At 63.5% G+C, this 23184-nt stretch carries 21 protein-coding genes; 7 read left to right on the top strand and 14 right to left on the bottom strand.

From position 1 onward, the window contains the following. The first annotated feature begins 12 nt into the window (after window positions 1-12). Window positions 13-1437: an indoleacetamide hydrolase gene (gene iaaH, locus RX329_RS05425; RefSeq protein ID WP_085361239.1), complete on the top strand. Its 1425-nt coding sequence runs from the start codon at window positions 13-15 to the stop codon at window positions 1435-1437. On the opposite strand, the gene RX329_RS05420 is transcribed toward iaaH, so the two are convergent. Next, window positions 1432-2343, bottom strand: a complete 912-nt coding sequence (locus RX329_RS05420; RefSeq protein WP_085350144.1) for a LysR family transcriptional regulator — start codon at window positions 2341-2343, stop codon at window positions 1432-1434. The two genes, iaaH and RX329_RS05420, sit on opposite strands and share 6 nt — an antisense overlap. A 275-nt stretch (window positions 2344-2618) precedes the next feature. On the opposite strand from RX329_RS05420, the gene RX329_RS05415 reads away from it, so the two are divergent. The 3 genes from RX329_RS05415 (at window position 2619) to RX329_RS05405 (ending at window position 6022) form a co-directional block, all read left to right on the top strand. Further along, a complete protein-coding gene (locus RX329_RS05415; RefSeq protein ID WP_085350146.1) occupies window positions 2619-3800 on the top strand; it encodes an HlyD family secretion protein in 1182 nt (393 codons plus the stop codon). Window positions 3801-3914: 114 nt separating this feature from the next. Continuing rightward, window positions 3915-5531 carry an MDR family MFS transporter gene (locus RX329_RS05410; RefSeq protein WP_085361291.1) on the top strand — a complete coding sequence of 539 codons (1617 nt, stop codon included), beginning with the start codon at window positions 3915-3917 and terminating at the stop codon, window positions 5529-5531. A 29-nt stretch (window positions 5532-5560) separates the two neighbouring features. Further along, window positions 5561-6022: a carboxymuconolactone decarboxylase family protein gene (locus RX329_RS05405; RefSeq protein WP_085350148.1), complete on the top strand. Its 462-nt coding sequence runs from the start codon at window positions 5561-5563 to the stop codon at window positions 6020-6022. 156 nt (window positions 6023-6178) lie between these two features. Here RX329_RS05405 and RX329_RS05400 read toward each other — a convergent pair whose 3' ends face one another. The 6 genes from RX329_RS05400 to RX329_RS05375 all read right to left on the bottom strand — a co-directional run bounded on the left by RX329_RS05400 (window position 6179) and on the right by RX329_RS05375 (window position 11870). Further along, a complete protein-coding gene (locus RX329_RS05400; protein WP_085350150.1) occupies window positions 6179-7039 on the bottom strand; it encodes a D-amino-acid transaminase in 861 nt (286 codons plus the stop codon). A 122-nt stretch (window positions 7040-7161) separates the two neighbouring features. Further along, window positions 7162-7893, bottom strand: a complete 732-nt coding sequence (locus tag RX329_RS05395) for an amino acid ABC transporter ATP-binding protein (protein WP_018453383.1) — start codon at window positions 7891-7893, stop codon at window positions 7162-7164. An 8-nt stretch (window positions 7894-7901) separates the two neighbouring features. After that, entirely contained in the window at window positions 7902-8594 is a 693-nt protein-coding gene (locus RX329_RS05390) for an amino acid ABC transporter permease (protein ID WP_018453382.1), read from the bottom strand. Between the two features lie 4 nt (window positions 8595-8598). Further along, window positions 8599-9330, bottom strand: a complete 732-nt coding sequence (locus RX329_RS05385; protein ID WP_026232522.1) for an amino acid ABC transporter permease — start codon at window positions 9328-9330, stop codon at window positions 8599-8601. 115 nt (window positions 9331-9445) lie between these two features. Next, window positions 9446-10357, bottom strand: coding sequence for an amino acid ABC transporter substrate-binding protein (locus tag RX329_RS05380; RefSeq protein WP_026232521.1), 912 nt, complete (start codon window positions 10355-10357; stop codon window positions 9446-9448). A 91-nt stretch (window positions 10358-10448) separates the two neighbouring features. Further along, window positions 10449-11870 (bottom strand): M20 family metallopeptidase, encoded by a 1422-nt coding sequence (locus RX329_RS05375; RefSeq protein WP_085350151.1) that lies wholly within the window; start codon window positions 11868-11870, stop codon window positions 10449-10451. A gap of 241 nt (window positions 11871-12111) precedes the next feature. Between RX329_RS05375 and RX329_RS05370 the strand changes: the two genes are divergently transcribed. Further along, complete coding sequence (locus tag RX329_RS05370) at window positions 12112-13491, top strand: LLM class flavin-dependent oxidoreductase (RefSeq protein WP_085361238.1); 1380 nt, start codon at window positions 12112-12114, stop codon at window positions 13489-13491. A gap of 195 nt (window positions 13492-13686) precedes the next feature. Then, the gene (locus RX329_RS05365) at window positions 13687-14865 is read left to right on the top strand and encodes an IS481 family transposase (protein ID WP_317244478.1); all 1179 of its coding nucleotides are present in this window, start codon (window positions 13687-13689) and stop codon (window positions 14863-14865) included. A gap of 61 nt (window positions 14866-14926) precedes the next feature. Here RX329_RS05365 and RX329_RS05360 read toward each other — a convergent pair whose 3' ends face one another. The 4 genes from RX329_RS05360 to RX329_RS05345 all read right to left on the bottom strand — a co-directional run bounded on the left by RX329_RS05360 (window position 14927) and on the right by RX329_RS05345 (window position 20157). Continuing rightward, window positions 14927-16588, bottom strand: coding sequence for a thiamine pyrophosphate-binding protein (locus tag RX329_RS05360; RefSeq protein ID WP_018453377.1), 1662 nt, complete (start codon window positions 16586-16588; stop codon window positions 14927-14929). Between the two features lie 105 nt (window positions 16589-16693). Then, window positions 16694-17197: a GFA family protein gene (locus RX329_RS05355; RefSeq protein WP_085361237.1), complete on the bottom strand. Its 504-nt coding sequence runs from the start codon at window positions 17195-17197 to the stop codon at window positions 16694-16696. 216 nt (window positions 17198-17413) lie between these two features. Continuing rightward, window positions 17414-18541: an alkene reductase gene (locus tag RX329_RS05350; RefSeq protein WP_026232520.1), complete on the bottom strand. Its 1128-nt coding sequence runs from the start codon at window positions 18539-18541 to the stop codon at window positions 17414-17416. Window positions 18542-18660: 119 nt separating this feature from the next. Beyond that, entirely contained in the window at window positions 18661-20157 is a 1497-nt protein-coding gene (locus tag RX329_RS05345; RefSeq protein WP_085361236.1) for an aldehyde dehydrogenase family protein, read from the bottom strand. A gap of 194 nt (window positions 20158-20351) precedes the next feature. Here RX329_RS05345 and RX329_RS05340 point away from each other — a divergent pair, with 194 nt between their 5' ends. Beyond that, window positions 20352-21197, top strand: coding sequence for an SDR family NAD(P)-dependent oxidoreductase (locus RX329_RS05340; RefSeq protein WP_085361235.1), 846 nt, complete (start codon window positions 20352-20354; stop codon window positions 21195-21197). 164 nt (window positions 21198-21361) lie between these two features. Here the strand turns inward: RX329_RS05340 and RX329_RS05335 are convergent, their stop codons facing one another. The 3 genes from RX329_RS05335 to RX329_RS05325 form a co-directional block, all read right to left on the bottom strand. Beyond that, window positions 21362-21568: a hypothetical protein gene (locus tag RX329_RS05335; protein ID WP_007615092.1), complete on the bottom strand. Its 207-nt coding sequence runs from the start codon at window positions 21566-21568 to the stop codon at window positions 21362-21364. A gap of 71 nt (window positions 21569-21639) precedes the next feature. Then, window positions 21640-22053: a Rieske (2Fe-2S) protein gene (locus RX329_RS05330; protein ID WP_027565497.1), complete on the bottom strand. Its 414-nt coding sequence runs from the start codon at window positions 22051-22053 to the stop codon at window positions 21640-21642. Between the two features lie 14 nt (window positions 22054-22067). Further along, window positions 22068-23180 (bottom strand): amidohydrolase family protein, encoded by a 1113-nt coding sequence (locus tag RX329_RS05325; RefSeq protein ID WP_085385450.1) that lies wholly within the window; start codon window positions 23178-23180, stop codon window positions 22068-22070. Between the last annotated feature and the right edge of the window lie 4 nt (window positions 23181-23184).

Raw genomic sequence — 23184 nt, 5'->3', positions numbered from 1 at the left:
AGGTGACGCCTCATGGATTTCGACCAGTTGACCCTGACCCAGGCTGTGGCCGACCTCCGCGCCGGAAAAATCACGAGCACCGCGCTCACGACGGAAGCTCTCGCCCGCGCCACGGCCAATGCCGATCTGAATGCCTTCGTCACCCTGGACGAGGCCGGCGCCCTGAAGGCTGCGGCCGCATTCGACGCGAACGACAACAAGGACAAGCCGCTCGGCGGCGTTCCCATCGTGATCAAGGACAATATCGAGGTCGCGGGGCTCCCGTGCAGCGCGGGAACGCCAGCGCTGAAACATTACGTTCCGAGGGGCGACGCGCCGGTGGTCGCAAAGCTGCGTGCGGCGGGCGCGGTCATCATCGGCAAGACCAGCATGCACGAGCTCGCCTTCGGCATCTCCGGCTACAACACCGCATTCAAGACCGGCGCGGAGTTCGGCGTGCGCAACGCCTATGACCGCGCCCTGATCGCGGGCGGCTCCTCCTCCGGGACCGGTACCGCGATTGGCGCGCGCATCGTGGCAGGCGGGCTCGGCACCGATACCGGCGGATCGGTCCGGGTGCCGGCTGCGCTGAACGGCTGCGCCTCGCTGCGTCCGACGATCGGCCGCTATCCGCAAGACGGCATCGCACCGCTCTCGCACACCCGCGACACCGCGGGTCCCATGGCCGCGACCATAGCGGATGTCGCACTGCTCGACCGCGTCATTACGGGCGGCGATACTATCGCGCCGGCCGATCTGAACCAGGTACGGATCGGCATCGTGAAAGCCACACTGACCAATCTCGACGCCGACACGGACGCCGCATTCCAGGCGGCCGTCTCGAAAATGAAGGCGCAGGGCGTCACCGTCATCGAAATCGAGATGCCTCTGCTCGCCGAACTCAACGGCCAGGTAAGCTTTCCCGTCGTGCTGTATGAGGCCTATGACGACATGGTCGCCTATCTTAGACACACCGGTACCGGCCTCAGCATCGTGGCGCTGGCAGCGGAGATATCCAGCGCAGACGTGAAGGGCACCTATGATGGGCTGGTGATCCCGCGCAAACTGCCCGCCCCCGATGGCACGCTGGTTGACGCCAAGCCGATCTACGACGCCGCGATCAACACAGCGCGCCCCGCGCTTCAGGCGCTCTACAGCAGGACTTTCGCCGACAACCGGCTCGATGCCATCGCCTTCCCGACCACGCTGCGCGTGGCCATTGCCTCCAATCCCGATTCCAGCAGCCTGGAGAATTTCGCCCTGTTCATCCAGAACACCGATCCCGGCAGCAATGCCGGCATTCCCGGCATCCAGATTCCAATCGCGCTCGGCACCCGGAGCAAACTGCCGATCGGGCTTGAATTGGACGGCCCCGCGGGCAGCGATCGCCGCCTGCTTGCGATCGGCATGGCACTCGACGCCGTGTTCGGGCGATTGCCGCCGCCGCGCCACTCATGAATACGGATTGATCAGCTTCTGCTGCTCGGCGCTGTGATGCACGAGCATGTCGATGAAGGTCCTGACCTTCGCCGACAGATGATGCCGGTGCGGATAGACGGCGTTCATCGACATCTCGACCGGCCGGTACTCGGGCAGCAGGCGAACGAGCCGACCGGCTTCGAGATCGTCCCGAACGAGAAAGCCGGCCATCAGGCAGACGGCAGCGCCTTCCAGCGCCACCTTCCGCAAGGCCTCACCGCTGTTGGTGACGAAGCTGCCGGAGATGCGTACCGATGCCGGCGCGCCCTTGCGATCGAAAAAGCGCCAATCGTCGCCGAACGGATAGTTCAAATGGCGCCCGCAATTGTGCGTGGTGAGCTCATCGAGCTTCTGCACGCGACCGTGCTTGTCGAGATAGTCGTGCGAGCAGCACAGCACGTGACGCCAGGTGGCAAGGCTGCGGACGATCAGGCTCGAATCCGGCGGCGCGGTCATGCGCAGGGCAACATCGTAGCCTTCTTCGATGAGGTCGATGTCGGCTTCGCCCATGCGCAGATCGATCTTGAGCTCTGGATACGCCGACAGGAGCTTCGCCACCACGGGCGCGACGAACGGCACCATGTGCGTGGCGACGTGGATCCGTAGCGTGCCGCGGGGCACCGACTGCAATTCGCTCGCGATATCGTCGGCCTGTTCGATATCGGCGAGGATCTGGATGCAGCGGTCGTAGTAGGCCTTGCCGATCTCGGTGAGATTGACCTTACGCGTGGTGCGCTGAAGCAGCCTCACCCCGAGCCGGTCTTCCAGCGCCTGGACGTGATTGCTCACCATGGTGGTCGACATGTTGAGCTTGCGGGCTGCTGCAGAGAAGCCGCCGGTCTCGACCACCCGGCTAAAGACTTCGAGGCTCGTCAATCGGTCCATGCCGACTGATTATCCGCTCTTGGTCGATAATCGCAAGGAATTCTGTCCGATTATCCGTCGGATCGGCTCGCGCGCGGATGGCGGATGGGTTGGCCGCAATCCCTCGACAGAGGCGGCAATCGCTCTGGGGCAGTCGCACCTTCGGCTCGGTAGACCATACGCGAAGGCGGGATTCCCGGACTATCCACTCTCAGCGGATAATCCTTCCGGTATTTCGTCGATTATCGATCGAGCGAAGAAGACCGATAGTCCCAACGACCCGATAGGAGACTGCCATGTCCGAGATGCCCCGCACCGAAAACTTCCAGCAAGCGACTGAGATACTGCAAGCTTCTCAGCCGGCGCCGGTGCGTGGTCCGACCCGGAATATGGTTCGGCGGGCGGCGTTGGCGCTCGCGTTCCTCGCGGGCACAGCAGCGATTGTCCATTACGGACACGACTACTGGGTCAATGGCCGTTATCTCGAGACAACCGACGACGCCTATGTGAAGGCCGACTCCACGATCGTCGCGCCAAAAGTCTCGGGCTACATCGCCAAGGTGCTGGTCAGTGACAACGAAAAGGTCAAAGCGGGCCAGCTGCTGGCGAAGATCGACGACCGCGACTTCAAGGCGGCGCTCGACCAGGCCCGCGCCGATGTCGCCGCGGCGGAAGCGTCGGTGCGCAACCTCGACGCCCAGCTCGAACTCCAGCAGCCGATCATCGAGCAGAGCACGGCCGATGTTGCTGCTGCGGACGCGAATCTGAAATTTGCGCAGGAGGAGCGCGCCCGCTACGACGATTTGATGAAATCGGGCTCAGGCACGATTCAGCGCGCACAACAGACGGACGCCGCGTTGCGCGCCAGCAACGCGCAACTGCAACATGCCAGGTCGGGGCTCGTGGCCGCGCAACGCAAGATCGACGTGCTCACCACCCAGCGCGCGCAGGCCATGGCCCAACTCGAGCACGCGCGCGCGGTCGCGGAGCAGGCGACCCTGAATCTCTCCTACACCGAGATTGCCGCGCCGGTCGACGGCACGGTCGGCGCCCGCTCACTGCGCGTGGGACAGTTCGTGCAAGCCGGCACGCAATTGATGGCGGTGGTGCCGCTCGATGCAGTCTATGTCGTGGCGAATTTCAAGGAGACGCAGCTCACTCATGTCCGCGCCGGCCAGCCGGTCGAGCTGCACGTCGACAGTTTCCGTAACCAGACCCTGCGCGGCCATGTCGACAGCCTGTCGCCGGCCAGCGGACTTGAGTTCGCGCTGCTGCCGCCCGACAACGCCACCGGCAATTTCACCAAGATCGTGCAACGGGTGCCGGTGAAGATCGTGCTCGACGACCACAGCCTGACCGGGCTGCTGCGCCCCGGCATGTCCGCGGCGCCGACTATCGACACCAAACAGGCCGTCATGGCCGAGCGCGAGACGGCCAAGCGCCTCGCCGACAATGCGACGCGACCCAACGGAGGCTAAAGGCCGGCTCCGGCAGCAATATCAAGTCCTGCCGGATGATCCTTCCCACGCTTCCCGATGATCGAAGCCATCCGCCTGATGCATCCTGTCTCCGTACCCGAGACGAGGCCCTTCATGAGCACGCTCCAACCCGCCCTGAACGCCACTTCCGCCACCAGCATTCCTGCTCCGGCCGCGGCCGCCACGCCGGTGGTTTCGACCAAAACCTGGATTGCCGTGATCGGCGCGACACTCGGCGCCTTCATGGCGGTGCTGAACATCCAGATCGTCAATGCTTCGCTCGCCGACATCCAGGGCGCGATCGGCGCCGGCATCGACGATGGCGGCTGGATCTCGACCTCTTATCTGATCGCGGAGATCGTGGTGATCCCGCTGTCGGGCTGGCTGGCGCAGGTGTTCTCGATCCGCATCTATCTGCTCACCAACGCGGTCCTGTTCCTGGTTCTGTCGGCCGCCTGTGCGTTGGCGCAAGACCTGCCGCAGATGATCGTGCTGCGGGCGGTGCAAGGGTTTACCGGCGGCGTGCTGATTCCGATGGCGTTCACGCTCATCATCACATTGCTGCCGCGCGGAAAGCAGCCGGTCGGCCTTGCGCTGTTCGCGCTGTCGGCGACGTTCGCGCCCGCGATCGGCCCGACCATCGGCGGCTATCTCACCGAAAATTTTGGCTGGCAGTACATCTTCTACGTCAATGTCATCCCGGGCGGGATCATGGTCGGCATGCTCTGGTACGCCCTCGATGCAAAGCCGATGAAGCTGGCACTACTGCGCGACGGCGACTGGGCCGGCATCATCGCCATGGCGATCGGACTGTCGGCGCTGCAGACCGTGCTCGAGGAAGGCAATAAGGACGACTGGTTCGGCTCGCCCTTCATCGTCAAGCTGTCCGTCATCGCGGCCGTGGCGCTGACCGCCTTCCTGATCATCGAGCTGACCGTGACGAAGCCCCTCCTCAACCTGCGCCTGCTGGTCCGCCGCAATTTCGGCTTCGGCATGCTTGCGAATTTCCTGCTGGGAATCGCGCTCTACGGTTCTGTGTTCATCCTGCCGCAATATCTGGCCCGCATCCAAGGCTATAATGCCGAGCAGATCGGCATGGTGCTGGCCTGGACCGGCCTGCCGCAGCTCTTGCTGATCCCGCTGGTGCCGCGTTTGATGCAGAAGCTCGATGCGCGGCTCATCATCGGCGCCGGCTTCGTCCTGTTCGCGGCCTCCAACTTCATGAACATCTACATGACCGGCAACTATGCCGCCGATCAATTGCTCTGGCCCAATGTGGTTCGTGCGATCGGCCAGGCGCTGGTGATGGCGCCGCTGTCTGCGGTGGCGACCTCAGGCATCGAACCGGAGAACGCGGGCTCGGCCTCCGGCCTGTTCAACATGATGCGCAACCTCGGCGGCGCCGTCGGCATCGCGCTGTTGCAGACGCTGCTGACCAAGCGCGAGCAGTATCACTCCAACGTGCTGATGCAGTCAGTCTCGCTGTTCGAGCAGGCGACGCGGACGCGGCTGGAACAGCTCACCCAATACTTCGTCAATCACGGCATTCTCGACCGGGCGGACGCGTTGCATCGCGCCTATGTTGCGATCGGCCATATCGTGCAGAAGCAGGCCTATATCCTCGCCTTCAGCGACACCTTCTATCTGCTCGGCGTGGCACTGATCGTCGCGCTGATCGCCACCCTCTTCCTGAAGAAGGCCGGCCACGCCTCGGCCGGCGGCGCCCACTGACATCGACCCAGCAAGCAAGGAGAACGACCATGAAACCCCGCATGAATTTCTACCAGGCCGCACCCGACACGATGAAGGCGCTGATGGCACTGGAAGAGCAGATCCAGTCGACGGGCCTCGAGAAATCGCTGATCGAGCTCGTCAAGATCCGCGCGTCGCAGATCAACGGCTGCGCCTTCTGCATCAACATGCACACCGAGGACGCCCGCAAGCGCGGCGAGACCGAGCAGCGCATCTATCTGCTCAACGCCTGGCGCGAATCGCCGCTCTACACCGACCGCGAGCGCGCCGCGCTGGCCTGGACGGAATCAGTGACGCTGATCGCCGAGACGCACGTGCCTGATGACGTCTACGAGCAGGTCCGCGCGCAATTCTCCGATGCGGAGACGGTGAACCTGACCATGCTGATCGGCGCCATCAATGCCTGGAACAGGCTAGCGATCGCGTTCCGTGCGGTTCATCCGGTGAAGGTGAAGGCGTCGGTGGCGTGAGGTGCTGACGCATGAGGCCAAACTGCCTCAATACATTCGCCTGTCACGCCCCGGCTTAACCGGGGCATCCAGTACGCCGCGGCTTCTCGAGTCCAGCACTCCGTCACGGACTACTGGATCGCCCGGTCAAGCCGGGCGATGACGGCGGTGGGTAGCTTAAACCGCCGTCGCCTTCGCGAACTCCACGTAGATCTCGCGCAGCCGCATGGCCATCGGGCCGGGCTTGCCGTCGCCGACCTTCTTGCCGTCGATCGCAACCACCGGCTGGACGAACAGCGACGCCGAGGTGGCGAAGGCTTCCTTGGCGGCGAGCGCCTCGGCGACCGTGAAGGAACGCTCTTCGACGCGGAGCTGACGCTCTTCCGCCAGCGCCACCACCGCCTTGCGGGTGCAGCCCGGCAGGATCGCGTTGGAGTTCTTGCGGGTCACGATGACGTCGTCCTGGGTCAGGATGAACGCTGAAGACGAACCGCCTTCGGTGACGTAACCGTCTTCCAGCATCCAGGCTTCGCCCGCACCGGCTTCGGCCGCGGCCTGCTTTGCCAGCACTTGCGCCAGCAATGCTACGCTCTTGATGTCACGCCGCTCCCAGCGGATGTCGGGCACGGTGATCACATTGATGCCGGTCTTGGCCGAGGCGGCGTTGATGATGTCCTTCTCCGACGTGAACATCACCAGGCTCGACTTGACGTCGCCCTTGGGGAAGGCGAAGTCGCGGCCCTTGTCGGCGCCGCGGGTGACCTGGAGATAGACGAGGCCGTTCTCGACCTTGTTGCGTGCAATCAGCTCCTGCTGGATCTCGGTGATGCGCTCGACCGTCTCCGGGAGCCTCAGCTTGATCTCGCCGACCGAGCGCTCCAGCCGCGCCAGATGCGAGGCATTGTCGACCAACTTGCCGTCGAGCACGGCCGAGACCTCATAGATGCCGTCGGCGAACAGGAAGCCGCGATCGAGGACCGAAATTTTGGCGTCCGAAAGCGGGACGAATGAGCCGTTGACATAGGCGATCGGATCCAAGGCAGGTCTCCTGGCGGGAATAGGGATTACCCGCTGGTATAAGGGATTTGTCGGTGCCACGAAACCCTCAACCCGTCATTCCCGACCAGCGCCAGGAGGCACGTCGCGGAATGACAGTGGGATCAATGCGACAGAATCTTCGACAAGAACTTCTGCGCGCGGTCGCTGCGGGGCTTGCCGAAGAAATCGTCCTTCGGGGCGTCCTCGACGATCTCGCCGCGGTCCATGAAGATCACGCGGTTGGCGACCTTGCGGGCAAAGCCCATCTCGTGCGTCACGACCATCATGGTCATGCCCTCATGGGCGAGGTCTACCATGACGTCGAGCACCTCGCTCACCATTTCGGGGTCGAGCGCCGAGGTCGGCTCGTCGAACAGCATGACGATGGGATCCATCGCGAGCGCGCGGGCGATCGCCACGCGCTGCTGCTGGCCGCCGGACAGGTTCGCGGGAAATTTTTGCGCCTGTTCCTTCAGGCCGACCCGCTCCAGCAGCTGCATGCCTTTCGCCACCGCCTTGTCGCGCGACCGGTCGAGCACCTTCTGCTGCGCGAGGCAGAGATTGTCGATGATCTTCAGATGCGGGAACAGCTCGAAGTGCTGGAACACCATGCCGACCCGCGCGCGCAGCTTGGGCAGATTGGTCCTGGGGTCGTTGACCTTGGTGCCATCGACGCTGATGTCGCCTTTCTGGAACGGCTCCAGCGCGTTGACGCATTTGATCAGCGTCGACTTGCCTGATCCCGACGGACCGCAGACCACGACCACCTCGCCCTTGGCGACGCTGGTGGTGCAGTCGGTCAGCACCTGGAAGGCCGGGCTGTACCATTTGTCGACGTGGCTGATCTCGATCATGGCAAACTCTATCGAATGATGGCGATGCGCGCCTGCAGGCGGCGAACGCCGAAGGACGCGATACAGGAGATGGTGAAGTAGACGATCGCTGCGAATAGATACATTTCGACCAGACGGCCGTCGCGCTGCGCGACCTTGCTTGCCGCACCGAGGAAATCGGTGATCGACAGCACATAGACCAGTGAGGTGTCCTGGAACAGCACGATGGTCTGCGTGATCAGGACCGGCAGCATGTTGCGGAAGGCCTGCGGCAGCACGACGTAGCGCATGGTCTGGGCGTAGGTCAGGCCGAGCGCGTTGGCTGCGGCCGGCTGGCCGCGCGAGATCGACTGGATGCCGGCACGCATGATCTCGGAGAAGTACGCGGCCTCGAACATGATGAAGGTGATGAGCGAGGACGCGAACGCGCCGACACTGATCGGACGCGACGCGCCAGTTACCCATTGCCCGATATAGGGCACCAGGAAGTAGAACCAGAAGATCACCAGCACCAGCGGCAGCGAGCGCATGAAGTCGACATAGACGCCCGCGATGCGGCCCAGCACCTTGTAGCCGGACAGCCGCATCAGCGCGATCGCTGTGCCGAAGACGAGGCCGCCGAGTGCAGCAAGCCCGGTCAGCATCAGCGTGAACGTCATGCCCTCATAGAATAGATAGGGCAGCGTGCGGATGATGACCCCGAAATCAAAATTGCTGAACATGGCGCTACTTCCCCGTGATGTAGCCGGGGATCGCGACCCAGCGCTCGAGGAAGCGCATCGCGGTCACGACGACGGCGTTGACGAGGAGATAGAGGATGGTCGCAGCGGTGAAGGCCTCGAACACCTGGAACGAGAATTCCTGCATCGAGCGCGCCTGGCCGGTCAGTTCGAGCAAACCAATGGTGATGGCCACAGCCGTGTTCTTGATGGTGTTGAGGAACTCGGACGTCAGCGGCGGCAGGATGATGCGAAAAGCCATCGGCAGCAGGATGTAGCGATAAGCCTGCAGGGTCGTCAGGCCGAGTGCGGTCGCCGCCATCTTCTGCCCGCGCGGCAGCGATCCGATGCCGGCCTGCAACTGCACGGCGACGCGCGCCGACATGAAGAACCCGATGCCAATCGCGGCCGTCCAGAACGGCGCGTTCGGCAGTTGTTTCAGCCACAATCCCGCGGACCTTGGCAACACTTCCGGCAGCACGAAAAACCACAGGAAGAGCTGCACCAGCAGCGGCATGTTGCGGAAGAATTCAACATAGGCAAAGCCGAACCAGTACGCTCCCTTCGACGGCAGTGTGCGCATCACGCCGACGATCGATCCGGTGATCAGCGCGATGATCCAGGCGAGCGCACCCGTCTTGAGGGTCAGCACCAGGCCCGACAACAGCATGTCGAGATAGGTGCCGGTCCCCATCGGGTTCGGCTGGAAAAAGATTCCCCAGTTCCAGTTGTAGTTCACGTGTCCCCCGCGCGAACGCGCCAGTCATCGATGTCCTGGCGCCTATGCAAATGTCCGGCCATCCTGGAGTCAAGATGGCCGGACACGATCCCGATCGAAAGATCGAGGTTATAGCTTACTTATAATCGTCCGGGTTTGGCGAGTCCGTCGGCTTGGCAAACTCGTTCTTCAGCTCGGCCGAGATCGGCGTGTTGAGATTGAGGCCCTTCGGCGGGATCTTCTGCGTGAACCACTTGTCGTAGATCTTCTGGCCCTCGCCGGAGGTGTAGAGCGCAGCGGTCGCCGCGTCGACGACCTTCTTGAAGGCCGCGTCGTCCTTGCGCAGCATGATGCCGTAGGGCTCAGGCTTGGAGAACGCGTCCTTGGAGATGACGTAGTCATCGGGCGACTTCGAGCCGGCAACGAGGCTCGCGAGCAGGATATCATCCATCACGAAGGCGACCGCACGGTCGGTCTCGACCATCAGGAAGGCCTCGGCGTGGTCCTTGGCCGGAATGATGTTTGCGCCGAGGCTTTTTGCAACATTGGCCTCGGTGAGCTGTTTGATGTTGGTGGTGCCGGCAGTGGAAACCACCGATTTTCCCTTGAGGTCGTCAATCGCCTTCAGGCCACTCGACTTCTTGAAGACGTAGCGGCTGGCCGTCAAATAATGGGTGTTGGTGAAGGCAACCTGCTTCTGGCGCTCGGCATTGTTGGTGGTCGAGCCGCATTCGAGATCGATGGTGCCGTTCGCCATCAGCGGGATCCGGGTCGCCGAGGTCACCGGATTGAGCTTGACCTCGAGCTTGTCGAGCTTGAGCTCCTTCTTCACGGCGTCGACGATCTTGTAGCAGATGTCCATCGCGTAGCCGATGGGCTTCTGGTTGTCGTCGAGATAAGAGAACGGGATCGAGGAGTCGCGGAAGCCGAGCGTAATGGCGCCGGTGTCCTTGATGTTCTTGAGCGTGCCGGTCAGCTCCTCGGCCCCGGCCTGGCCGACGGCGAAGGTCGCGGCGAGCGCGAGGCCGATGCTACGGAAATGTTTCACGTTTTGGTCCCCTTTCAGGATGATGCCGGCGGGATGCAAGCACAAATTGGGTTGGAATAGAATGTGACTTTTGGCTGGATCGCGGCTCCGGTTAACGGCTCAGGCCGGCGGGCGGGCGCGTTAGCGGGCTTGTTAGCGGGCTTGGCAATTCCCCGAGATCCCAGAACAGGCCGGCCATCACCGTCAAGGCCTCTTCGGTCAATGGCAGCAGGATGTGCTCATTGGGCGCATGCTGGGAGCAGCCGGGATAGGAGTGCGGCACCCAGATCGTCGGCAGGCCCAATATCTCGGAAAACACGTCATTGGGCAGCGAGCCGCCGAAATTCGGCAGCACCGCCGGCACTTTGCCGGTGGTCTCCTTCACCGAATTCGCCGCCCATGCGATCCAGGGGCTGTCGAAATCGGTGCGCGATGCCGCGAAGCTCTGTGCGGCCCGCACTTCGACCATCGGAAAACCCCTTTCGACCAGATGCGCACGGACGGCTTCGATCAGGCCGTCGACCTTGGTGCCGACCACGAAGCGCAGTTGCAGCACGGCATTGGCGTGGCCGGGAATGGCGTTGGCCGGCTTCTCGATGTTTCCCGACGACATCGCCAGCACTTCGAGCGTGTTCCAGGCATAGAGCCGCTCGGCCGCCGAAAGACCCTCCTCGCCCCAGTTCTCGGCCAACGCCGGCTCGTCCTCGGTCGGCACCACCTGCACGTCCGCAAGATAGCTTCGGATCTGGTTGGTGAGGCGCGGCGGCTTCAGCGCGTCCAGCTGAAGGCGACCGTGGCCGTCGACCAGCGTCGAGATCGCGTTGACCAGAATGGTCGCGGGGTTGGCGAGCACACCGCCCCAATTGCCGGAGTGATGACCGCCGTCGCGAACGTTCACATCGAGATGAATGCGGATGCCGCCACGGCAGCCGAGGAATAGGGTCGGACGGTCGGCGGACAGGCGCGGCCCGTCGGAGGCCACGAACAGATCGGCCTTGAGTGCATCGCGATTGAGATCGCAGACCTTGCCGAGATCCGGCGAGCCGATCTCCTCGCCCATCTCGAGGATGAACTTGGCGTTGAAGCCGAGCTTGCCGCCGCGGGCCTCGCGCACCGCGCGGAGTGCCGCCATGTTGATGCTGTGCTGGCCCTTGTTGTCGGCGGTGCCGCGACCGTAGAGACGCGTGCCCGAAACCGTGGTGCGCCAGGGATCGCGGCCGTCGCGCCACTCGCCTTCCATCCCGTCGACGACGTCGCCATGGCCGTAGATCAGCACGGTCGGCGCCGCCTCACTTTCGTGATGTTCGGCGAACAGGAACGGCGCCTTGCCGCTGGGAGATTCGATCATCCGGCTTTCGAAATCGAGCGCGGCAAAAGCGGGCACCATCTCCTGTTCCAGATAGGCGCGCAGCTCGACGCTCCGGTTCGGATTCTGGCTCTCGGTCTGGTAGGCGACGCGGCGGTCGAGTTCGGCGAGGAACGCGCCCGATTGAAAATCGTCACGGGCGCGGGCGATGGCATCGGCTCTGGTCATTATTTTCTTTTTTAGGTTGCGAGGCGAAGGAGCATACCCGATACGGGCAGGCCTCCGAAAGTGGCGGGGACTTCGATAGTCTTGGGATTTCGTTCTTGCTCTCTTGAGATTGGCTTGCCAAGCGCGGCAGCGCCGCTGATTTTGGCCTTGCCAACGTCGCGCTATATGCAAGAACTTCGCCAAGTTCGGGCGCAGCTCTATCATTCGAAGAGCGCCCGGTACAGGGCGCCGGGGGACCATCATGGCCAAGCAGATCAGGCTCAATGCATTTGCGATGAATTGCGTCGCGCACCAATCACCGGGCTTGTGGACCCATCCGCGCGACCGCACTGCCGAATATAACCGCCTGCCCTATTGGATCGATCTTGCCAGAACGCTGGAGCGCGGCCGTTTCGACGGACTGTTCCTGGCCGACGTGCTCGGCGTCTATGACGTCTACGGCAACAGTCCTGACGCAGCCTTGCGCAACGCAGCCCAGTCGCCCTCGAACGATCCGCTGCTGCTGCTGTCGGCAATGGCCGCCGTGACGCAGAATCTCGGCTTCGGCGTCACCAGCAATCTCTCCTTCGAGCCGCCCTATCCGTTCGCGCGGCGGATGTCGACGCTCGATCATCTCACCGAGGGGCGTATCGGCTGGAACGTCGTCACCGGCTATCTCGACAGCGCCGCGCGCGGCGCCGGCAAGGACAAGCAGATCGGGCACGACGACCGCTACGAGATCGCGGACGAATATATGGAGGTCGTCTACAAGCTCTGGGAAGGGAGTTGGGAGGACGACGCCGTGCTGCGCGACCGCACGCGCGGCATCTTCACCGATCCCACAAAGGTCCGTCGCGTCAACCACGAGGGCGCGAACTACCGCATCAACAACACCATCCACCTGAGCGAACCGTCGCCGCAGCGGACGCCCGTGCTGTATCAGGCCGGCACCTCGCCGCGCGGACGGCAGTTCGCGGCACGGCACGCCGAATGCGTGTTCATGTCGGGGCCGTCAGCCAAGGTGATCGCGCCGCGCGTATCGGCGATCCGTCAGGAGGCCGCCGCGTTCGGCCGCAATCCGGCGGAAATCCTGATGTTCTCGATGATGACGATCATCCTCGGGCGGACGGAAGCCGAAGCGAACGAAAAATATGCCGACTATCGCCGCCACATCAGCCCGGAAGGCGCGCTGGCGCTGATGTCGGGATGGACCGGAATCGACTTCTCCGGCTACGAGCTCGATCAGCAGGTGCGCCATGTTCAGAACGATGCCGGCCGCAGCGCACTCGATAACGTCACCCGCGCCGATCCCGATCGCGTCTGGACCGTGCGCGACGTCATCGAGCATGTCGGCGTCGGCGGCGCAGGTCCCGTCGTGGTCGGCACGCCGGAAATGGTCGCGGACAAGATCGAGGCGTGGTTCGAGGCGACCGATGTCGACGGCCTCAACGTCGCCTTCGCGATCTCGCCCGGCGATTTCGAGGACATCGCCGACATGCTGGTGCCGGAGCTGACGCGACGCGGGCGGTACAAGGCGGAGTACGCGCAGGGCACGCTACGCGAGAAGCTGTTCGGCGAGGGGCGGGCGCGGCTAGGTGCGCCGCATCCGGCGGCAGGGTTCAGAGTGGGGAGAAAGGGGTAGCGCCGCTAGGTACGCTGTCATGCCCCGGCTTGACCGGGGCATCCAGTACGCCGCAACGTCTCGACTCAATCACCGCCGCCTCTGGAATACTGGATCACCCGCCTTCTGTTTAGACCGGACAGATCACTGACAGGTGTTCGGAGACATAGCTGACACTTCAAACTGGGCTGGAATGGTCGATTCGGGAGGCCTTCCATGCCCTGGAACGAGGTGTCGGTGATGGATCAGCGACGGGAGTTTGTGCGGCTTGCGTTGCAGGAAGGGGCGAACCGGCGGGAGTTGTGCCGGCGGTTCGGGATCAGTCCTGATGTGGGCTACAAATGGCTGCGGCGTTGGCAGGCTGGAGATCATGAACTGGCGGATCAGTTGCGCCGGCCCAAGAGCATGCCCAAGCGGAGCGTGCCTGAGGTCGAGGCGCGGGTTCTGGCTGTGCGTGACAAGCATCCGGCTTGGGGAGCGCGCAAGATTGCCCATTGCCTGAAGCGCGGCGGCCAGACCGTACCGGTGCCCTCCACAGTGCATCGGATCCTGTGCCGGAACGAACGGATCAAGCCGAGCGAGAAAGCCGCGCCGAGCCCTTCAGGCCACCGGTTCGAGAGGGACGCGCCCAATCAACTCTGGCAGATGGACTTCAAGGGCCACATGCCGCTTGCCGACGGAAGGCGTTGCCATCCGCTAACCATGGTCGATGACCACTCCCGCTATGCGCTGTGTTTGAAGGCGTGCGCCAACGAGCAGCGACCTGATGTGCAGAGGCATCTGACCGACACCTTCCGACGCTATGGGCTGCCGGAGGCCTTCTACCTCGACAACGGTTCTCCCTGGGGCGACACCTCGGGCGTTCGCTGGACTGCGCTGAAGGTATGGCTGCTCAAGCTCGGCGTCAGGGTGGTCCATGCCAGGCCACGTCATCCTCAGGGCCGAGGCAAGAACGAACGCTTCCATCGCAGCTTGAAAGCAGAAGTGTTCGCTCTGCGCACGTTCCGCACTTTGGCGGAAGTCCAGCGTGCCCTCGATAGCTGGCGAACGGTCTACAATCTGGAGCGGCCCCACGAGAGCTTGGGCATGGGCATTCCCGCCGATCGCTACCGGCCCAGTTTACGCGCCATGCCGGATCGTGTGCCGAAGATCCAATACGACGCCGGGGAGATCGTTCGCACCGTCTCCTCGACGCGGAGCTACATCGCCTTCAAAGGGCAAATGTGGAAAGTCCCTCAAGCCTTCTGCGGCGAGCAGCTGGCCGTGAGGCCGCTCGACCGCGACGGCCGCTACGGAATCTTCTTTGCCAGTTGGCAGGTCGGATCAATCGACTTGACGCGCAGCCAAACTGTCAGTGATGTGTCCGAACAGGCGTCAGCTATGTCTCCGGTCTAAACACTTCGCGGGTGATCACGACTGATAATGTGGCGGCACCAATGCCGCAGGTGACGCTGCCCTACAGCTTCCCGTCCACCATCACCTCGATCAGTTTCGTCCCCGGCCGGCCAAACGCCGACGCCAGCGTCGCCTTCAACTCTCGGGGATCGCTGACTTTGATTGCCTCACATCCCAGCGCCTTAGCCACGCCCGCGAAATCCACCGGCGGATCGACAAAATCCATGCCGACGTAATTGTCGTCGCCGTGGAAGGCGAGCAGGCGCTGCTTGATGATGCGGTAGCCGCCATTGTTGGCAATGACCACATTGAGCGGCAGCTTGTGATGCGCCGCTGTCCACAGCGACTGGATCGAATACATCGCGCTGCCGTCGCCGGAGAAGCAGACCACCGGGCGATCGGGATTGGCGATGCTGGCGCCGACGGAGGCCGGCAGGCCCCAGCCGATGCCGCCGGAGGCAAGGCCGTGATAGCCGAAGCGATCGCGGTGCGCACGCAAGGCCGTGATCTGGCGGCTCGAGGTGAGGCCTTCGTCCACGAGGATGGCATTAGCGGGCATGGCCTCGACCATTTGCAGCACCAGCCAGTCCGGATCGATGGGGCTGCGGTCCGCGGCCTTGCCGATCTGCTCGACCAGCGCGGTGCGCCGCGCGGTCCAGTTCCTCGGCGCGAGTTCGGTCAGCCGTTGCTTCGCGCGGCTCGCCAGGGCAGCGCCGCCCATCTCCTTCAACACCGGGATCAGCGCGCGCAGCGTTTCCTTCAAATCCGCCTTCAGCGCGATCTCAGCCCCGTAGTTCTTGGCGATCTCCCAATCGCCGAGGCCGATCTGCACGATGCCAAGGCCCTCCGGCAGCGCGTCGACCTCGCTGTAGACCGACATCCGCAAGGGATCGCCGCCGAGCGCGATCAAGAGGTCGAAGGGCGCAAGCGTGTCGCGCGCGACTTTCTGGACACGTGCCAGCGTGCCGACGAAGCTCGGGCTCTCCGAGAGGAAGTGCGAGCCATAGGGCGTCGAGGATTGGTAGGCAGCCGCGCCGAGTAGTTCTGCGAGTTCGGCGGCCTCCATCAGCGCATCGCTCTTGACCACTTCGTCCATGGTGACGATCACGGGACGCTCGGCCCTGAGCAGTCGGGCGGCGAACGCCTTCAGTGCCTCATCCGATGGCCTTGTGCGAGCGTCAATGCGGGTGGAGCGACCGAGATCGATCCCTGCCTCGCTGTTGAGGATATCGCCGGGCAATGAAATGAACACCGGCCCGGTCGGCGGGGTGGTTGCGACTTTTGCGGCGCGGCGCACGATGCGCGGCAGATCCTCGAGCCGCGTCACCTCGACCGCCCATTTCACCAGCGGCTCGGCCATGCGCACCAGCGGCCCATACAGCACCGGCTCCATCAGTCCGTGGCCCTGCTCCTGCTGGCCCGCGGTCAGGATCATCGGCGTGCCCGTGAACTGGGCGTTGTAGAGCGAGCCCATCGCGTTGCCGAGGCCGGGCGCGACATGGACGTTGCAGGCGACCAGCTTTCCGGAGGCGCGGCTATAGCCATCCGCGATCGCCACCACCAGGCTCTCCTGCATCGCCATCACATAGGCGAGGTCAGGGTGATCCTTCAGCGCATGCATGATCGGCAGCTCGGTGGTGCCGGGATTGCCGAACAGATGCGTGATGCCCTCGTCCTTGAGCAACGCGAGAAAGGCGGAGCGGCCGGTGATCTTGTTCTTCATGTTTCCTCCAGAGGCGGACGTTGCCGCAAGGCAAAAAGCATGATGGCCGAAATCGCGGGAGGCGCGCAAGGAAGCGCGGTCATGGCTGCGTTGCGTGGGACAGCGCTACATCTCCTCGCGCCCCAACTCGAACGGATCCTCGCCGCTCGCCCGCTTCTTTTTTTTCGAGCGCTGCCAGACCACACCGGGAAAGCCTTTCAGCGGCACCAGCGGCTCGCCGGTATAGGTCCATTCCTGCAGCTCTTCGATCGCGACGTGATAGAGCGGCTGGCGGCCGGTGCGTTCCCTAAACAGCGCACGGGGGATGTTGACCATATGCGGCCCGCGCGGGCGCTCATATGCGATCGGCGTGCCGCAATGCGCGCAGAAGCTGCGCGCGGTCTTCGTTGCCTTGTCCTCGTAGCGCGTCAGCGCCGTCTTACCTGCGGTGATGCGAAACCGCTTCTTCCAGCTTCCGACATAGGTTGCATAGGCGGCGCCGTGGGCGCGACGGCTGGCGGCGGAGTGATCGTGCCAGGCCCAGCGTGCGGGAACGTCGATCTCGAAGGTAACCCTGCCGCAGAGGCACTGGCCGGTGGCTATACCTGCGGCGGCTGCGGCTTTGGCCATTGTCTCTCCTCTCGTCATTGCGAGCGCAGCGAAGCAATTCAGAGTCTTTCCGCCGAGGCAGTCTGGATTGCTTCGCTGCGCTCGCAATGGCGGAGTCGTGGTGTCAGTCGGGGCAACACAATAACTCTGTAGCCCGGATGAGCGAAGCGACATCCGGGGAGACCAGAGCTTGAGTGAACCCCGGATATCGCTTTGCTCATCCGGGCTACAGCAGTGTCAGACCGGCGTCAGTTCGTCGTACGCGGGATAATCCGTATAACCCTTCTCCTCGCCACCGTAAAACGTCGCACGGTTATACGGCGTGAGAGGGTAATCGTGCTGCAGGCGGAGCGGCAGATCGGGGTTGGAGATGAAGATGCGGCCGAAGGCGATGATGTCAGCATGCCCCTCCGCAATGGCGGCGTTCGCGGTCTCGCCGGTAAATCCGCCGGCGGTCATCAGCACGCCGCTGTAGAGCGGGCGGAACAGCAGCATCGCCGACGGCACGTTCTGCCAGTTGACTTCGGCGCGCCCCGAGCCGCTGGAGCGCGGTTCGATGAAATGCAGATAGGCAAGACCGAGCTTGTCGAGCGCGTTGACCACGTGCGTGTAGAGCGGCATCGGATCGGGCTCGCCGGAATCATTGGCGATGCCGTGGGGCGACAGCCGCACGCCGACGCGGCCCGCGCCCCAGACGTCGATCGCGGCCTCGGTCACTTCGAGCAGAAGCCGCGCGCGGTTCTCGATCGAACCGCCATATTGATCGGTGCGCTGGTTGCTGCGTGATTGCAGGAATTGCTCGAGCAGATAGCCGTTGGCGCCGTGGATCTCGACCCCGTCGAAGCCGGCGGCCAGCGCGTTCTTCGCACCCTGCCTGAAGGCTTCGACGATGCCCTTGACTTCATCCGTGTCCAGCGCGCGCGGCGTCTCATAGTTGGAGATCTTGCCGTCGGCAGTCATCGCCTTCATGCCTTCGGCCTTGATCGGGATCGCGGAGGCCGAGACCGGCAGCTCCCCGCCGTGGAAGGAGGAATGCGAGACGCGGCCGACGTGCCAGAGCTGGAGAAAGATGATGCCGCCCTTGGCGTGCACGGCGTCGACCACCTTGCGCCAGCCCGCGATCTGCGTCTCCGAATAGATGCCGGGCGTCGCTGGATTACCGCGGCCGTGCGAGAGCACGGGCGAGGCCTCGGCGATGAGCAGGCCGCCTTGGGTGGCGCGCTGGCCGTAATATTCGGCGTTGAGCGGCCGCGGCGAAAAGCTCTCGCGCTCGGCCCTCATGCGCGTCAACGGCGCCATCGCGACGCGATGCGCGAGCGTGTACGGACCGACCTGCAACGGTTGAAACAACGCCTCGAATTTCATGCTGGCCTCGAATGGCGAAGGAAGGATGCGCATCATTTAGCGAGGGGCGGCTACCGAGAGAAGGCGCCGCCCCTGCAAAAGCAGATATTCCCTCCCGCGGAACGCGGGAAAGACCAGTGTTACGCCGTCTTGATCCACACCGCCTTCACGTTGAGATATTCCTCGACGTGCTGCTTGCCGGATTCGCGGCCGTAGCCGCTCATCTTGTAGCCGCCGAAGGGCACGGCCGGGTCCATCGCCTGGTAGCAGTTCACCCACACCGAACCGGCACGGAGCCTCTTCGCGACCGCATGCGCCTTGCTGACGTCCCGCGTCCACAGGCCCGAGCCGAGACCGAACGTGGTGGCGTTGGCGCGCTTGACCAGCTCGTCCATGTCCTTGAACGCGATCGCCGAAATGACGGGACCAAAGATCTCCTCCTGCGCGATGCGCATATTGTCCTGGACGCCCGCGAACACTGTCGGCGAGACGAAGAAGCCTTTTGCAAGCGCGCCTTCGGTGACGCGGCCACCGCCGGCAAGCGCCCGCGCGCCTTCCTTTTGGCCGATGTCGAGATAGCTGGTGACGCGCTCGAGCTGTTGCTCGGACACCAGCGGTCCGATCTGGGTGTTGGGATCGAGGCCGTTGCCGACCTGCAGTTTCTTGCCGAACTCGGCCACGCGGCCGACGAACTCCTCATAGATCGACTGCTCGACGAAAAGCCGGGTGCCGGCGCTGCAGATCTGTCCCGAATTGGCGAACACCGCCATCGCAGCGCCCGGCACGGCCGCATCGAGATCGGCATCCGCGAACACGATGTCCGGCGACTTGCCGCCGAGCTCGAGCGAGACGCGCTTGAGGTTGCCGGCCGAGGCGCGGATGATCGACTGGCCCGTGACATGCGAGCCGGTGAAGGCAACCTTGTCGACGTCGTGGTGTGCGGCAAGCGCCGCGCCCGCAGTCTCGCCATAGCCAGGCACGACGTTGATGACGCCGGGCGGAACGCCCGCTTCCATCGCGAGCTCGGCGATGCGCAGCGAGGTCAGCGGCGCTTCTTCGGCCGGTTTGAGCACGACGGTGCAGCCGGTCGCGATCGCCGGACCGATCTTCCAGATCGTCGCAGTCAAGGGACCGTTCCAGGGAATGATGGCGCCGACGACGCCGATCGGCTCCTTCAGCGTGTAGGAGAAGATTTCGCCGGGCAGCGAGTTCTCGATGGTCTCGCCATGGATCGCGGTGGACTGGCCGGCATAATAGCGCAGCATGCCGACGGCGCGCAGGCGATAGGCACGGGTACGGCTGAGCGGCGCGCCCATGTCGAGCGTGTCGAGCTGCGACAATTCGTCGAAATTCTTCTCGACGAGGTCGGCAAGCTTCAGGAGCAGATTCTGCCGCTCGAACGGCTTGACCTTGCTCCAGGGCCCTTCGAAGGCGCGGCGAGCGGCAGCAACTGCGCGATCGATATCTTCCTTGTCGCCCTCGGCCACTGTTGCGAGCAGTTCGCCGGTCGCGGGGTTGTGGGTCTCGAAGCGCTTGCCTGAGGCAGCATCGACCCACTTCCCGTCGATCAGCATCTGCTTGTAGGATCCGTTGGCGAATGGATGGCGCGTGATCGGAATAGCCTGCGACACAGCCATGGCTGAACTCCCTGTCAATGATTGATTGGTTCGATCTGGGTGGGATCGTTGGTCGATAGACTACTGCGATGCCGGACAGGCGTAAAGTAGAGGCGTAGAGTCGGCGCGGAACGAACACCTCCCATGCCGACTTGTGCGGGGTCGCGCGAGTGCCATGTTATAGCACGACCGAGCCCCTCCCCGGAGACCGATCCATGCCACATCCCGCGATCATCAAAGACAATGTTGCCGTGATCACCGGTGGCGCGTCCGGCATCGGATTCGCCGCCGCCGCAGCCTTCGCGCGAAACGGCGTGAAGGTGTGTATCGCCGATGTGGATCAGGCGCGGCTGGCGGACGCCGCGACAAGACTCTCATCCCTCACGTCCGCCGCACATGTGATGACCTTCGCGATTGACGTCAGCAAGGCCGAGAGCGTGATGGAACTGGAGCGCGCCGTCCACGAGCGCTTCGGCGGCACCGACATCCTCATGAACAATGCGGGCATCCAGCCCGGCAGCACGCTGTTCGGCGAACCCGACAACTGGCAGCGCATCATCGGCGTCAACATGTGGGGCATCATCAACGGCTCGCGCATCTTCGCGCCCAACATGATCGCGCGCGGCAGGGCGGGGCTCATCATCAACACCGGGTCGAAGCAGGGCATCACCACCCCGCCCGGCGATCCCGCCTACAACGTCTCCAAGGCAGGCGTGAAAGCTTTTACGGAAGCGCTCCAGCACGACCTGCGCAACACTGCGGGTTGCCGCATCACCGCGCATCTGCTGATTCCCGGCTTCGTCTTTACGGGCCTTACCGCGAAGGGCCGCACAGAGAAGCCGGCCGGCGCCTGGACGGCCGAGCAGACCGTGAATTTCATGTTGGCGCGGCTGGAGGCCGGGGATTTCTACATTCTGTGCCCGGACAACGACGTCCCGCGCGCGCTCGATGAAAAGCGCATGCTGTGGGCCGCCGGCGACATCGTGGAGAACCGCCCGCCGTTGTCACGCTGGCACCCGGACCATGCGGATGCATTCGCGAAATTCGTGAAGGGGGATTAGGCGTTTTTCCTTCTCCCCTTGTGGGAGAAGGTGGCGCGAAGCGCCGGATGAGGGGTTGCATCCGCAAATTCAGGAGCAGTGTCTCTCGCAGAGAGAAACCCCTCGCCCGTCTCGCCGCTATGCGGCGAGCCACCCTCTCCCACAGAGGGAGAGGGCGAAGAAACCTACAGCGTCTCTTGCTGATGCCCGCAATTCTTGCAGGCGAACTTGATGCGGGTCTGGCCCTTTGGCGCCTGCACACGGTTCGGGGCGCCGCATTTACCACAGACGGCCTCGATGCGAGTATCGCCCTGCTTGACGACGACGGTTTTCTTTTCCATCGATTCGCGGATCAGGCGCTCGGCCTCCTCACGCAGTGATTGTTTCGACAAAGCTCGTCTCCGCCATAAATGCGGGCGAGGCTTATCCCACCTGCGGCGAAATCACAATCCGAAACGGCTGCTCAGACCTCGACAATCACGTAGCTGTCCTCGACATGCACCGGAAAGGTCTCGGCAACATACGGGCCTTTCTGGAGTTCCTCGCCTCGCTCCACCGCGACCGGATATGACCTAATCTTGACGCGCTTCGGGTCGAACCAGGATTGGCCGTTGCGCATGTCGAACTCCCAGCCATGCCAGGGACAGCGCAGCATCTCGCCGACGCGCGAGCGCTGATAGATGCCGGGCTCGGGCGAGGTCAGTCGCGCGACACAGGCCGCTTTCTCCAGCGGCGCGCCTTCGTGCGGGCAGCGGTTCAGCAAAGCGAAGAACTCGCCATTGACGTGGAACACGACAATGTCGCGGCCGGCGACATCGACGACCTTGTTGCCACCGGGTGGGATCTCCGAGGTGGACGCGACGATGTGACGGGCCATCCGTGCAGACCTTCTCAGAACTTGTAGACCGCGCGGGCATTGGTGCTGAAGATCTTCCTTCGCTCGGCCTCCGTCAGTGGCGTCTTGAACGCAAAGCGCGGATCGTCGAAATCCCAGTGCGGATAGTCCGACGAGAACAGGAGACGGTCGATGCCGACCCATTCGATCAACGAGCGCAGGTGCCGGGCTTCGTCAGGTTCGTCGATCGGTTGCGTCGTGAACCAGAAATGCTCGCGGACATATTCCGACGGCTTGCGCTTGAGATGCGGCACCTCGCTGCGAAACCGCTCAAAATGCTGGTCCATTCGCCACACCGCGGACGGGATCCAGCCGAAGCCGCCCTCGATAAAGACAAACTTCAATTTCGGAAAACGCTCCGGCACACCCTCGATCACGAGGCTGGCAAGCTGCGCCGCAATGGTGTGCGCGTTGGACTGGTGCTCCTCGACATAATAGGACGGCCAGCCGCCACCGGTCGGCGCATGCCCGCCATAGCCGCCGACATGGATGCCGAGCGGCAGGTCCAGTTCTTGGGCACGCTCGTAGATCGGCCAGTAGCGGCGGCGGCCCAACGGCTCGTTGGCGCGCGGCGAGACGTTGATCTGGACGTATTCGCCGATTTTCGCGCAGCGTTCGATCTCGGCAATGGCGAGATCGACGCCGTCCTGCCCGACCAGGATCGAAGCCTTCAGGCGCGGGTCGCGATGCGACCAGAACGCCAGTTGCCAGTCGTTGATGGCACGCTGGATCGCGGCGCCGAATTCGAGGTTCTGCTGCGAGAAGATGAAGAGATCGAGCACCTGCAAAATCCCGAACTCGACATCGAGCGGATCGAGATGCTGCTTCTGCATGAAGGCGAGATCCGAACCGGGCGGCCCGCCGGTCGGCGGCCAGGCATCGCGCCGCGCGATCAGCGGCGAAGAGCGCGGATAGGGCGTGGTGAACAGATAGGGCGTGCGCAAATGGCTGCCATATTCCTTCAGATGCTGCTGCCAGCGCTTTGGCAGAAACTCGTTGAGATCGTCGAACGAATGCAGGCTCGGATGAACGTCGCAATCGACGATGCGCAGCCGCGAAGCGGCAGGCTTTTCGTCTTCTCGTAGTGGGCGGTCGATGACGTCACTCATGCGA

The sequence above is a fragment of the Bradyrhizobium sp. BWC-3-1 genome (genome assembly GCF_032917965.1).
Lineage (GTDB): Bacteria > Pseudomonadota > Alphaproteobacteria > Rhizobiales > Xanthobacteraceae > Bradyrhizobium > Bradyrhizobium canariense_D.
This window is presented reverse-complemented; position numbering and strand designations above follow the sequence as displayed.

Coding starts and splice junctions, on each gene's coding strand:
- RX329_RS05405 (WP_085350148.1), top strand. CDS start 5,561: ATGAAACCCCGCATGAATTTCTACCAGGCCGCACCCGACACGATGAAG.
- RX329_RS05355 (WP_085361237.1), bottom strand. CDS start 17,197: ATGGCCAAAGCCGCAGCCGCCGCAGGTATAGCCACCGGCCAGTGCCTC.
- RX329_RS05375 (WP_085350151.1), bottom strand. CDS start 11,870: ATGACCAGAGCCGATGCCATCGCCCGCGCCCGTGACGATTTTCAATCG.
- RX329_RS05420 (WP_085350144.1), bottom strand. CDS start 2,343: ATGGACCGATTGACGAGCCTCGAAGTCTTTAGCCGGGTGGTCGAGACC.
- RX329_RS05415 (WP_085350146.1), top strand. CDS start 2,619: ATGTCCGAGATGCCCCGCACCGAAAACTTCCAGCAAGCGACTGAGATA.
- RX329_RS05350 (WP_026232520.1), bottom strand. CDS start 18,541: ATGAAATTCGAGGCGTTGTTTCAACCGTTGCAGGTCGGTCCGTACACG.
- RX329_RS05390 (WP_018453382.1), bottom strand. CDS start 8,594: ATGTTCAGCAATTTTGATTTCGGGGTCATCATCCGCACGCTGCCCTAT.
- RX329_RS05370 (WP_085361238.1), top strand. CDS start 12,112: ATGGCCAAGCAGATCAGGCTCAATGCATTTGCGATGAATTGCGTCGCG.
- RX329_RS05395 (WP_018453383.1), bottom strand. CDS start 7,893: ATGATCGAGATCAGCCACGTCGACAAATGGTACAGCCCGGCCTTCCAG.
- iaaH (WP_085361239.1), top strand. CDS start 13: ATGGATTTCGACCAGTTGACCCTGACCCAGGCTGTGGCCGACCTCCGC.
- RX329_RS05410 (WP_085361291.1), top strand. CDS start 3,915: ATGAGCACGCTCCAACCCGCCCTGAACGCCACTTCCGCCACCAGCATT.
- RX329_RS05330 (WP_027565497.1), bottom strand. CDS start 22,053: ATGGCCCGTCACATCGTCGCGTCCACCTCGGAGATCCCACCCGGTGGC.
- RX329_RS05360 (WP_018453377.1), bottom strand. CDS start 16,588: ATGAAGAACAAGATCACCGGCCGCTCCGCCTTTCTCGCGTTGCTCAAG.
- RX329_RS05325 (WP_085385450.1), bottom strand. CDS start 23,180: ATGAGTGACGTCATCGACCGCCCACTACGAGAAGACGAAAAGCCTGCC.
- RX329_RS05345 (WP_085361236.1), bottom strand. CDS start 20,157: ATGGCTGTGTCGCAGGCTATTCCGATCACGCGCCATCCATTCGCCAAC.
- RX329_RS05365 (WP_317244478.1), top strand. CDS start 13,687: ATGCCCTGGAACGAGGTGTCGGTGATGGATCAGCGACGGGAGTTTGTG.
- RX329_RS05340 (WP_085361235.1), top strand. CDS start 20,352: ATGCCACATCCCGCGATCATCAAAGACAATGTTGCCGTGATCACCGGT.